Here is a 13035-nt window from a genome sequence, read left to right on the forward strand (position 1 = left end):
CCCCATCTGCTAACGTCTTTTTAATGAAGCCGATCATCATGCATATGCATTAGATACTCCTACTGATTCCCTGCATGAAAATAGCTAACGGATTTGATGTGATTATCATGAGGATCCATGAAGATTTTGAAGGCCATATTGCCTTTTTTATAAACGATCCCATCCTCACTAATGAAGTAAGGCATCCCAAGTCTATCCTTAAGCTTATCAAAAGGAAAGCTGATCCCATCGATCTCAACCTTTCCGACTGCTGCACCGACGGTAACGCTTTGAACTGCGCCGTCCACGATATTAATTTCACAGTCCTTGAAAAGGTAAGTACGCGACGATTTTATGATTTCATCCTGAATCATGCTTAGAGGTTCTCCTTTAAGCTCAACAATCGTTTTTAAATCATCAGATAAAGCAATCCCGTTGACTGAGCCAAACCGCAGAAGAGATGAAGGTGTTTCGGAAGCCGAAGTACCTGCAGCCGTAACCTCAGGAGTCTTATAAGTGGCTGTGGTGATGTCTGTGGCCGCGATATTCTCGGCTACTGCAGACACGCTTGTGGTTAGCACAGGATGTTCGTATTCCTGATATTGCGTCCATAAACCACCCGTTACCAGCATGGCTAATGGTAAACCCACTCCAAGCAGCTTATTCATGAGCTTCTCCTCCTAAGAGTTTTTACCAAGCAACACCGGCTTCATAAACATCTTTTGTTGAAACTCCTTCATGAGCCATCTTCGCTTGAGTATTGCTGGCTTCAGATTATCTTCTGGGGTTTGCAAAGCTAGTCAACTATAGCAAGTTAAGGTTTAACAGCATCCGCGGGATTTTACTCATCTATATGGTTTACGCAACTATTACCCGATTCGTGCATGAGAGAAGCTTAGCCAATCATTTCTACAAGCAGTTTATTGGCTGGAATATATACTTTAGGCAGTTTTTCACCTTTAACATGAATAATTTCCTTGTCACCTATGACAGAAACACCATTGCTATTAGGAATTCCGAGGCTGACGCCATCATGAATAATTGCATTTTCACCAATAATTGCTTTGTGCAGCGTTACGCCTTGACCAATCACAGCACCCGGCATAATCACACTGTCATAAATCCGGCTACCTTGACCAATCTTGGCTCCTGCCGATACTACGGAGCGCTCAACCATTCCTTGGATACTGCAACTATCATACACCAACGAGTGACGAATCATACCTGTGGTCTCCTTAAAGAGTCGAGGCTCTCCACGTACAACCGTATGCAAAGGCCAAGCTTGCGAATGAATTGCAAACTTAGGGTTATCACCCAATAAATCCATATGCGCCTCCCACAGACTGTCCAAGGTCCCTACATCTTTCCAATACCCGTCATAGGCAAAAGCATTCATCCTGGCTCCACTCTTGAGCATAGCGGGGATAACATCCTTGCCAAAGTCATGACTGGATAAGCTGATCCTTGCATCCTGCTTCAAGTATTGCTGCAAGAAAGCCGTATCGAACACATAAATACCCATTGATGCCAGATTGCTTACAGGCTTGTCCGGTTTTTCCGAGAATTCGGTAATGCGTCCATACTCATTCGTGTTCATAATTCCGAAGCGGCTGGCTTCAGCCCAAGGAACAGCTGTAACCGCAATCGTAGCCATAGCCTTCGTGTCCCGATGCTGCTTGATGAGCTTACTGTAATCCATTTGATATATATGATCTCCAGATAATACAATGACGTATTCAGGTTGATGGCGTTCGATAAAGTGCCAATTCTGGTAAACGGCATCAGCAGTTCCTGTAAATCCATCCTTACCTACATGCTCCTGAGTTGAGCATAGAATAGCCACTTCTCCCTGCTCTGTGTCCTGAAGCCAAGGTGTGCCCTCACCAATATGTTGGTGCAAGGCCTCAGGCCGGTATTGTGTCACAACACCGATGTGCTGGATGCCCGAATTTCTGCAGTTGCTTAATGCATAATCAATCATTCGCGCAGCCCCGCCAAAATGAACAGCAGGTTTCGCTTTGTGATGTGTCAAGACACCGAGTCTGCGTCCCTCCCCTCCGGAAAGTAACATTGCCACACATTCCCTCTTGCCCATTCCTTATCACCAGACCCTTCATTAGTTTCATCTTTCCCCTTATGATCTCCTAATCTCTATTAAACGATGAGGAAATCATTGAAACATTGGGTTCAGAAGCAAAAAAAAGCAGCCCTGCCATAATGGCCAAGCTGCTGCTTCCTTATTTTGCTTATCCAGTTAAATTGTCCACTCCGCCTACCTTGGCACGTACCGTAAATATGAATAATGCACCATTAGTGTAGTCCGGATCCAGGCGAATCGTTCCACCTAGCAATTCGGCCAGGTTTTTGCAAATGGCTAATCCAAGCCCGGTTCCTCCATACTTTCTCGTCGTCGAGGAGTCAAGCTGTGAAAATGGACGAAACAGCTCATTTCTTTTTCCTTCGGGTATGCCGACACCTGTATCCCTTACGCAAAATTCCAGTTCGATTTCCTCATCATAAGTTTTGAGCACGGCCACACTCAGATATACACCGCCCTCTTTGGTAAACTTCACAGCATTCCCGATTAAATTCATTAATATTTGTTTTAGTCTGGCTTCGTCACCAATGAGATACTCCGGCAGCTGAGGATCCACTTCAAATGCCATGTCAAAAGACTTTTTACGTCCATCCAGCTGAAATAAATCAAACACTTCCTGTAAGCTCGAACGGAGATGGAACAGCTCCTCACTTTTTTCCATCTTGCCGGATTCAATCTTCGAGAGATCCAATATATCATTGAGAATAGCCAGCAGGGAGGCACCGCTCTTACGGATCGTCTCAGCAAGCTCCAACTGCTCTGTACTTAGCTCTGTATCCATTAACAGATCGGCCATCGCCAAAACACCATTCAAGGGAGTCCGTATTTCATGGCTCATCACAGCCAGGAATTCAGATTTAGCCCGCACGGCCTGCTCCGCGGCTTCTTTGGCAAGCTCCAACTCCTCATTGCGCTCATTTAAGAGCGCTGTCTGCTGCTGCAGCTTCAGCTGGGTCAAATAAATATGGACAAAGCCAGCGATTTTAGACCTCAGCACGTGAGGAATCACGGGCTTTACCATGTAGTCAATCGCTCCCACCGAATAGGCGGTGAAGGACTGGTCACGCTCTCCGTAAGCGGCTGTTACAAAGATGATCGGAATATCCTTGGTCCTTTCGCGGGATTTAATCCATTGCGCGGTTTCAAACCCGTCCATTCCCGGCATTTGCACATCCAGAACGATGACAGCAAAGTCATCGGAAAGCAGACAACGAAGCGCCGCCTCCCCCGAGTTCGCTTTGACCAAAAGATATTGCTGGTCTCCCAGCACCGCTTCCAAAGCCAGTAAATTTTCCGTCTGGTCGTCTACCAGCAAAATACGAATCGGCTCTATCATAGTCGCTGCTCCATTCTTTTGAGTCTGCTGTCCGTTCATTTCCGTTTGCAATACAGCTTTTCCTGCGGGTTCACCAGCTCATAACAATCTGAATATTTGGTAAAGGTAATCGTCTCTTTGTCACCCAGTACAAGAAATCCCGACTTACACAAGCTTTCGTAAATAAGCTCATGAACCCTTGTCTGCAGGTCAGCATTAAAATAGATCATGACGTTACGGCAAAGAATGACGTGGAATTCATTAAATGAACGGTCAGTTACGAGATTATGCTGGGCAAATACGATATTATTGCTGAGTACGGAATGAAAGGTTGCAGCATTGTCGCTGGTTGAGTAATATTTGGAAAACTCATTTTTGCCACCAGCTATAATATAGTTCTTCGTATACTCCCTCATTTTATTGAGGGGGTACGTCCCCGCTTGCGCATATTCCAATACATCCTCGCTCATATCGGTTGCATATAGGGTCGTACGATCGTATAACCCTTCTTCATGTAAGAGGATCGCCATGGAATACACCTCTTCTCCCGAAGAACAACCGGCGTGCCAGATGCGTATTGATGGCAGATTGCGCAGAATCGGAACGATATGCTTTCGAAAATAAGCAAACATACGGGGATCGCGAAACATTTCCGTTACATGGATGACTAACTCCGATACTAATCTTTTCATACTTTCATGATCATGGAGTACCTTGGCCTGAAGCTCGGATACTGACTGCAGACGTTCCGCATAGACTCGGTTCCATATTCGGCGTCGAAGCGAAGGATAGGAGTAATTGCGAAAATCGTAGCCGTATAATCGAAACATGCCTTCGAGCAGCAGCTGTATTTCTACCTTCTCCCGTTCCTCATCCGAAAACCCGCGCAGCTGCTCCAGTACTCCAGATGGCTGTTTTGGTTTGTCCAATGGCATTGTCCCCTTTCCTCTGTACGTTCTTCTATGGTGAACTGCTAATTGATCTTATTGGCATAACCAAACACGAATTAACGAGAGCAACTGCTCCGTATGAATCGGTTTCGTAATATAATCGGAGGCACCGGCCTGAATACATTTTTCACGATCATCCTTCATCGCTTTTGCCGTCAAAGCAATGATTGGCAGCTGTTCAAAGCCCGGCTGTTTACGAATTTGGCGCATCGCCTCATAACCGTCCATTTCCGGCATCATAATATCCATCAGTACGATGTCATAATCCGAATCTGTACGCAGCCGATCCAGAGCTTGCTTACCGGTTTCCGCAAAATTAACGATCATGTCAAAGCCCTCCAGCAAATTGGAGAGTGCAAACACATTGCGGATATCATCATCAACCAGCAGCACTTTTTTGCCTGTAAACATCTCTTCCTTGCTGTGCAGCTTGCGCAGAATCTGCCTTTTCTCCTCAGGAAGATTATCCTCAACCCGATGTAAGAAAAGCGAGGTTTCATCCAATAATCGTTCAGGCGACCTCACATCTTTTATGATGATCGATTCCGCGTATTTTTTCAACCTTAGCTTCTCCTTTTGCTCCCATACCTGGTGTGTATAAATCACAATAGGTAGTCCACGCAGCTCAGCGGCCGATTTAATTTGATCGAGCAGCTCAAATTCTTTTAAATCGTCAGGACCCATATCAATAACCATGCAATCAAAAGACTCCCGCTGCAGACATTGCCAAGCCTCCTGACCCCCGTCTGCTGCCACAATATGTACGTCATCGTGACCGATAAGTTCCATCATATTATGCCGTTGAACGGAATCCTTGCTGACAATCAGCAGCTTGCGCGGTCCTTTCTCCAGAAAAGCTTCAATCTGGGCAAAAGCTTCCTCCAGACGATCCTTGCCGGAAGGCTTCTGCAAATAGGCAATCGCCCCCATAGCAAGCCCCTGCTGGACCTCATCGACGACTGAAATCACATGAACCGGAATATGACGCATTTCCGTATCGTTCTTTAGCTGTACAAGAATCGACCAGCCGTCTATGATAGGCAGCTGGATATCGAGCAGAATCGCATCAGGCTTGTACTGCTTTGCCAAGCGAAGTCCGGATTCCCCATCCAGAGCTATCAATACTTTGAAGCTGCGCTCTCGAGCCATATCAGCCAGTATACTGACAAAATGGACGTCATCCTCCACGAGCAGCAATACACGGTCATCTCCTCCAATGGAGTCCCGGTCATCCAGTAACAGCGAATCGGTTGTCTGAGCCAGCTGTTCCTTATGTGATGTCAACTGCTCTTGAGCAGGCAGAGGCAGGGTTAAAGCAATAACGGGATCAGGAGAAGCCGCTTGTCGCGGTTCAGTAAAAAATGCTTCCAATTCGGCAGCAGCAGCTATTTCCCGATTCCCGATCTCGTCGCTTGGTATCGCATGATGAGGTACGTACAAGGTGAACACGCTGCCTTGTCCTTCCGTACTATCCAATTCGATTGTCCCACCAAGCAGATTGGCCAGCTGCTTACTGATCGAGAGGCCCAATCCAGTGCCGCCATACTTCCGACTTGTGGTGCCATCCGCCTGCTGAAAGGCTTCAAAGATCATGCGGCTTTTCTCAGAAGGGATGCCAATCCCCGTATCGGTTACCGAGAAGGCTAATATCGAAGGATCTTTTTCTACAGGTGCTATATGAACAGAAACGCTGCCCTCATTCGTAAATTTAAACGCGTTGGACAGCAGGTTTTTCAAAATTTGCAGCAATCGCATACTGTCCGTAAACATATGCTTAGGTGTGTGCTTATCCACTTCAAACTGAAATTTCACATTTTTCTTTCTCGATATGGGCATGAAGGCTTTCATTAATGATTCCTTTACATCACATACGAGTATATTATCGTACTGAATATCCATTCGTCCTGATTCTACTTTGGCTAAATCCAGTACATCATCAATCAACCTTAGCAAGTCTGTTCCAGAAGAAAGGATGGTCTCAGCATACTCGACTTGCCTGTTGGTCAAATTGCCTTCCTTATTCTCTTTTAACAGCTGAGATAAAATAAGCAAGCTATTCAGCGGCGTACGGAGCTCGTGTGACATATTGGCCATAAATTCCGACTTATACTTGGAGGCAAATGCCAGCTCTCGTGCCTGCTTTTCCAACGTATCTCGGGCGTGTTCAATCTGGCGGTTGATTTCCTCGGTTTCCTGTATTTGTTCCTCCAACAGTCCCGTTTTTTTCCGAAGCTCATCATTGCTATGCTCCAGATCTCTCTGCTGCTGCTGCAGCTGCTTTTCGGACATCTGCAGCGCTTCCGTCTGCTGCTCCAGCTTACAGTTGGAAGCTTGCAGCTCCTCCTGTTGAGTAAGTAGCTCCATCGACTGATTTTGCAGCTCGTCGGTCAGCATTTGTGAAATACGCAGAAGCTCTTCCACTCGAAGCTGTCCTTTAATTCGATGAATCGTAATGGCTGCAATTTCGTTCAGATGGTCCAGCAGCTGCAGTTCAAGCTCGCTCCATGGTTTGACAGCAGCGATTTCATAGACGGCAATCACCTGATCGGTATGAGTAACCGGTCGAACGGCCAGTGAAACGGTAGGAATGGTACCAAAGGCGGACGAAATTTTAATATAATCCGGGGGCACATCGCTTATTGTTATCGATTGACCGTTCTTAACCGCTTGTCCGATCAAACCTTGTCCAGGTTGAACGTGCTTTACAGTAGGGTGCTCAGGCATGGCATACGTACCTTTTAAAACAATATTGCGCTCACTGCCCTCCTGCTCCACAATGTACATTGCCCCGCTCTGAGCTCCAATAATACGACATAAAGCATCAATGAACTTCTCCGATGCCTCCTCCAGGCGTTGTGTATCCTGCAATTGAGTAGACACCTCAGCGATATTGGTTTGAAGCCATGCGCGGTCCGCGTTAAGCTTGCTCAGTGTACGCTCATTGTGAGTCGTACCTTCCAGATCATCCGTGATAGTATTGAAAATATGAGCAATTTCTCCGAACTCGTCCGTAGTTTTTACCGCTACCCGATACGAGCCTGAGCTGCCTCCCCCATTGCCAAAGTTAGAAATAATACCTGACAGCATGCCAAGGCCACGGGTTATCCCCAGAACGATCCAGAACATAATAGCGACACTTAACAGCAAACTAACTATCGTTAGCATTCCTGTGTACATGTAGGTTTTACGACTTTCCTCCTGAGCGCTTTCCATAGCTTGAATCAAGGCATCATTCTGATACAGACTCGCTGCCGCGATACTATCCAGAAACTCCTGCTGATAGGTCAAACCATCTTCAGATCGTAAGCTATTGGCTTGCTCTTTTTTATTGGCTCGGGCTAAATTGACGGTATCATTTTTGTAATCCAGGAACTGCTTGCCTTTCTTCATCATATCCATTGCCAGTTGCTGTTCGTTCGGTCCCTTAAACAAATTCTGGATCTGCTCCATCGAAGTGTTCACCTTCTGCGTAGAGGTACGAATCGCTTCAAGTATTTTGGCGTTGGAGCCCTGATCCTCATTCAAAAGCAAATTGTCCAAATACTTAGCAAGCTCAGCCGTATCATTACGCAGCGTGGATGCGATTTGCACCTTCGCATAACGGTTACTGAATATTTCATTCATGCTCTTATCCAGCGTAGTTAACCGGTTAATCCCGATTCCCGCCAAAGCAAACATCAGAAGCATCAATATACCAAAGCCAAGAAACAGCTTTGTTTTTATTTTCATCATGCGCTTCACCTTTCTTCCTGCTAACCTGATCGACACATCGGCTATCTCGCGTGGACCATTACCATACAAATGTCATCCTCCTGCTGATCACGAATTTCCAGCGGCAGCAGCTTGTCTACAATATAAGCCAAATCTTGTCCTGAGCAGGCCTTCAAACCGTCCGTCAGCTTCTCAATTTCATCAAGACCGTCTTCTTCCAGCGCCTCCAGCAGCCCGTCCGTAAACAGAAACAGTTCGATTTCATTATCGTAAGAGAGCACACCCTTTTGAATGTCCATTTGCTCAAAAAATCCGACCGCAAAGCTGCCCTTATTGAGCTGAACAGGAGGTTTGTCCCGTTCAAACAGCAAGGCAGGGGGGTGTCCAGCATTCACATACTCAATGGTTTTGTTATGGGTATCGATCACCAAATAAATCGCTGTAAAGTAATAGCTGACCGACGAATTTTTCTTATTCAGCTGACTCATATACCGGTTTAATTCGGCAATAACCATCTCAGGAGCTACAAAGCGGGTAATCGTGTCCTGCATAACCGAGGAAATAAACATACATACGAGTGAAGAGGAAATTCCGTGGCCCATCATATCCAGCAATATGATGCCATAGCGATGATCATCCAACCGATACCAGGAATACAGATCCCCAGCCAGCTCAAATGAAGGATGATACGATGCGGATATGCTCAGCTCATCTCGATGAATCGGCAGACTCAGAACGCTGCTCTGTACCTGCTTCGCCAAATCCAGCTCACTGCGAATACGTGCCTCATTTTCTTTGTGCCAGTCCTTTTCAAACTTTAGGCGCAGGGCGACCCGAATTCGTGCAATCAGCTCCACCTTGTTGATAGGCTTCATAATGTAATCGATCGCTCCGGCTTCCAGAACATCAGCAAGCAGGTTCGAATCACCAACTGCCGTAACAATGATGATCGGTATATCCCGTAAGCTTTCCTGCTTCTGTATGCGCCGGCAGGCCTCAAGTCCATCCATTTCGGGCATCATCATATCCAGTAATATCAAATCAATAGAAACCTTGGGCTGGCCATCTGATTCCGCATTCAATAACGCCAGCAGTTCTATTGCCGACTCCATCTTAATGAAATGCTCGTATCCCGCACTCTTTAATATTTTCTCGATTACCATTAGGTTAACCGGGTTATCGTCTACAATTGCGATGCTCATAGTGGGTCCCCTTATTAGTTGAATTACGTAATTAATTCCCTTTTAAGTATAACTTAGTTCTACTATGTATGTAACCTTGTGTCGGTGTATTGAATCACGTTGCTTGTTTCAATTACCATTTATAAGGTTAATGAATCTTATATTTTATCCAAGCGCTGGAAAAATTAATGAATGACAGACTTCATGAAACCGTTTTCTTTGCAGAAAAGAAAGGAGCGATATGATGAATAACAAGGTGAAATTGGTGACGCACGAGGAGCAGGCGATTATGGAGATTCGCGCCTTTCAACGGGAAGGCTACACACTGGAGGAAATTTATGTAATCGCCCATGATGATGGAACGACAGATGGTCTTAGTAAATTAATGTCAACCAATAAAGCGGGTATGCATGAGCAAGGACTTGCAAATACGTTTACCAATCTATTCCGTTCTCGTGGTGACCAGCTGCGTGTCAAGATGCACTCCCTTGGACTATCCAAGGAAGAGGCGGATCGATATGAGCAAGAGCTGGATAAAGGTAAAATTATGGTGATGGCATGGAATGATGACGCTGACCTGGATGGGCTGGAAACGGATTGGACAAGCCTGCGGCGAGAGGATACTGCTGTGGCAGAACGTACGCGTATCTACACAACAGAGCGTACGAGAACACGAGGAATCTGGTAGTTGGGTACGATTTTAGTCATTCTTTTATAGTAGTAAACAATCAAAAGCCATTCCCTATGTGCGATGATAAGGGATGGCTTTTGATATGCAGCAGCATTAAAGATTAAATGATTATTTGCCTTGATGGAGTAAACTTAACAAATTCTCCAAAGCACGGGCGGTTTCGGCACGAGTTGCAAATGCCGCAGGCGCAAAAAGACTTTCCGTACGCCCTGACAGCAGCTTAAGCTCAAGTGCCGCTTCAATCGAAGATGCAGCCCAGCCCGCCGCTTGGGTCTGATCGGCAAATGATAATAGCTGAGTAGCTGTACCAGAACGATTACGGACTGCTGACTGTGCTTGTGAATCATATGCGCGTACAAGCAGCACCGCAAGCTCCTGACGGGTTAACTGTTCATTGGGTGCAAAATGATTCAAACCGCTGCCCTGTATCAGGCCAGCCTTCACAGCTGAGGCCACAACAGCTTGAAACCAATCGCTCTCCAACACATCGCTGAAGGGCGCAGCTGCAGGAGAAGCCGGCAAATGAAGTGCCCTTGCTAGCATCGAGGTAAACTCAGCCCGAGTCGTTTCCTGGGTTGGCCGAAAGCGCAGCGGCTCCACGCCATTCACAATGCCCTCACGACTTAAGTTGTCAATCGTAGTGTAGGCCCAGTGAGACGGTGTCACATCCGCATAGCGCTGTCCCGGAACAGGCTTATGGATCGTGAACGAGTCTACGCTGCTGCCATCGCGTGCTGTCACTTTGAACGTCAAATCTGCTTTGGCCACCGTGACTGCCGAAAAAATTTGCGTATTATCATCAAATTTAACCTTCATCCATGGGTAGTCACCCATATCATAAAACTTGGGCCCAGCCGTACCTCCAATCACATAGGTAGTGCCTTCGCCTTCTGCTACATTCTGGCCTTTATATAAAGGCCAGCTGCGCATATAGGCATGGTCATGGCCTGTCAGCACGAGATCAACACCCGCTTCGTCAAAGATCGGTGTCCACGCATCTTTAACATCAAGACTGGCGCGTGCGGCATGGCTCTGGTAAGGCGAACGATGGAACGCAACGATTTTCCATGGCAGTTCACTAGCCATCATATCCTCGCGAAGCCAGGCAGCCTGCGCCGATAGACTACCCTCGCTATTGAGCACGGCCAAATGCACAGAACCGTAATCAAAAGAGTATGCCAGCTCCTTCTCCCCTGCAGGCCCGTTTTGCGGTAGCTGAAACTGGGCACGGAAATTTTTCGTTCCGGTTTTCAACACATCATGATTGCCAAGCGTTGGCACCATATTGAGTCCAGGCAGCTTATCTTTGGCCGCTTCAAACCAGCGTTCCCAATGTGCCTGCGAGTAACCAACATCGACAATATCACCGGAAAGCAGCAGGAAACGTGCATCTGGCTGTTGATCGAGCGCCTTATTCAGCATTTCGCCCCAAACACCATAACCGCTAACGCTCGTTGGATCGGCCGCAGCCTGTGTATCAGACACAAATAAAAAAGTAAATGGCAGCTGCTCCTCAGGTGCCGTTACAAATTGAAAGGGACCGCTCCACTCCCCATCCTTACCACTTCCCACACGATACGTATAGGATACACCCGGCTGCAAATCAACAGCCTCAGCCTCATGCATCAGCATTTCACCCACGTCGGAGGGAAACGGCACCTCCGTACCTGTAATGTGTTGAGCGCTTTGGGAAGGAAAGCCGCTATAATCGGAGGTTTGCATATATTCGACAACGGTTCCCAACCGTCCCTGTGCCGTACGCCAAGTAAAGCTTTGGGTAGTTTTGGGATCATGCTGCCAGGTCAGATTAAGATGCTCTGGAAGCTTCGTTCCGATTCCGACGGCCTGTACCCTGTTCGGTATTTTGAGCGCCAAAAATATAAGTAAGAGCACAACCGCTAACAGCAGTAAGCCGATAACGCCCTTCCAGCTGTTATTCATGGGTAAGCGTTCCGTTTTCACCAGACGGTTAGCAGGTTTTAGATGATTCGGCTCTCGCATACATGCCGCCCCTTTTCGGTTCTGAATCGGTTTTCCCTATTTATTACCACTACTTTCCTATTACCACTAAAAGGTTATATAGAAACCTTGTTAGTAGCAGCTGGCTTCGCAGCCCGTCTCCAATTGGTACCGATAACGCCGGCAATGATTGCGGCGCCCCCGATCATCGTATCCAATGTCAGCTGCTCCTGCAAAAAAATAATCCCACTCGTCACGGTAACCAGCGTCGATACATTGTTAAATACACTCATCTTGGAAGCCTCCATCTTCGACAATGCATAATTGGATAGAAACGAAGAGACCAAGGAAGCCATCACACCCAGATAAAGAATCGAGCCTACGAACCACATATTCGTAAAAGGCTCGAAGTATTGCCCTAATGTCCCGTTTTCTACATGACGTACAATATTCATACCATTAAAGAATACAAAGCCGATAGCTGTCATCGTATAAGTGATGCTCGTCGCACTAATATTTCGCAGCAGTTTTCTGGCAAGCACACCGTAGCCGGCCAAAGAAATCGCGGAGGCTAGTATCAGCATGTTCCCTTGAAACCCACCGGAATGCCAATGAATCCCCTTGGACACAAACAAATAAGCGACACCTGCAACGGATAGCAGGGTTGACAGCTTTTGACGCATACCCGGGCGTTCCTTTAACCAATACATCGCCATTAATAGCGTAAAAATAGGGACGGTCGCCTGAATAATTCCCGCCTCGGATGATGACGTATCGACCATTCCATAAGTTTGAAACGTAAAGAACAGTACCGGATAGATTGCAACCAAGGGTACAATGGCCATAACTTCTTTAAGCTTGATGTTGAAGCGAAACCAGCCGAACAGCACCAGAATCGAAGCTGCCGCGAACGATATCGTAAAGCGGTGTGCCAGCAGGTCCACAGGATGTGCAGATTCCAGTGCCAATTTGACAAATAAATACGAGCAGCCTATGATACAGGCGTAAAGAGCCGCGGCTACATAAGCGATTTGATTCGGTTTGTTGTTCATTTTCCCATTCTTCTCTCTGTACGCATGCAGTACATTGGATTTATCGGCCGTTATGGCTTCATAGTAACCGGAAATCAGCTGTGCTACAATGATCAAAAC

9 protein-coding genes are annotated in these 13035 nt (G+C 46.7%); 1 reads left to right on the forward strand and 8 read right to left on the reverse strand.

The features are described 5' to 3' along the window. Positions 1-59 precede the first annotated feature (59 nt). The 6 genes from OB236_RS32620 to OB236_RS32645 all read right to left on the reverse strand — a co-directional run bounded on the left by OB236_RS32620 (position 60) and on the right by OB236_RS32645 (position 9255). Positions 60-647 carry a hypothetical protein gene (locus OB236_RS32620; RefSeq protein WP_262687748.1) on the reverse strand — a complete coding sequence of 196 codons (588 nt, stop codon included), beginning with the start codon at positions 645-647 and terminating at the stop codon, positions 60-62. Positions 648-874: 227 nt separating this feature from the next. Beyond that, complete coding sequence (locus tag OB236_RS32625) at positions 875-2056, reverse strand: glucose-1-phosphate adenylyltransferase (RefSeq protein WP_262687750.1); 1182 nt, start codon at positions 2054-2056, stop codon at positions 875-877. Between the two features lie 169 nt (positions 2057-2225). Continuing rightward, the gene (locus tag OB236_RS32630; RefSeq protein WP_262687752.1) at positions 2226-3464 is read right to left on the reverse strand and encodes an ATP-binding protein; all 1239 of its coding nucleotides are present in this window, start codon (positions 3462-3464) and stop codon (positions 2226-2228) included. Beyond that, positions 3449-4321 (reverse strand): CheR family methyltransferase, encoded by an 873-nt coding sequence (locus OB236_RS32635; protein WP_262687753.1) that lies wholly within the window; start codon positions 4319-4321, stop codon positions 3449-3451. The genes OB236_RS32630 and OB236_RS32635 overlap by 16 nt, the downstream gene beginning before the upstream one ends. A 54-nt stretch (positions 4322-4375) precedes the next feature. Beyond that, entirely contained in the window at positions 4376-8143 is a 3768-nt protein-coding gene (locus OB236_RS32640) for a response regulator (RefSeq protein WP_317259403.1), read from the reverse strand. Beyond that, complete coding sequence (locus OB236_RS32645; protein WP_262687755.1) at positions 8116-9255, reverse strand: PP2C family protein-serine/threonine phosphatase; 1140 nt, start codon at positions 9253-9255, stop codon at positions 8116-8118. The genes OB236_RS32640 and OB236_RS32645 overlap by 28 nt, the downstream gene beginning before the upstream one ends. A 223-nt stretch (positions 9256-9478) precedes the next feature. Here OB236_RS32645 and OB236_RS32650 point away from each other — a divergent pair, with 223 nt between their 5' ends. Further along, positions 9479-9922, forward strand: a complete 444-nt coding sequence (locus OB236_RS32650; RefSeq protein ID WP_262687757.1) for a general stress protein — start codon at positions 9479-9481, stop codon at positions 9920-9922. A 111-nt stretch (positions 9923-10033) separates the two neighbouring features. Here the strand turns inward: OB236_RS32650 and OB236_RS32655 are convergent, their stop codons facing one another. Both OB236_RS32655 and OB236_RS32660 read right to left on the reverse strand, forming a co-directional pair. Beyond that, a complete protein-coding gene (locus tag OB236_RS32655) occupies positions 10034-11926 on the reverse strand; it encodes an S-layer homology domain-containing protein (RefSeq protein WP_262687758.1) in 1893 nt (630 codons plus the stop codon). A gap of 74 nt (positions 11927-12000) precedes the next feature. Then, on the reverse strand, positions 12001-12936 hold the full coding sequence (locus OB236_RS32660; protein ID WP_262687806.1) for a DMT family transporter: 936 nt from the start codon (positions 12934-12936) through the stop codon (positions 12001-12003). Positions 12937-13035 lie beyond the last annotated feature (99 nt).

The organism is Paenibacillus baimaensis (assembly GCF_025567575.1).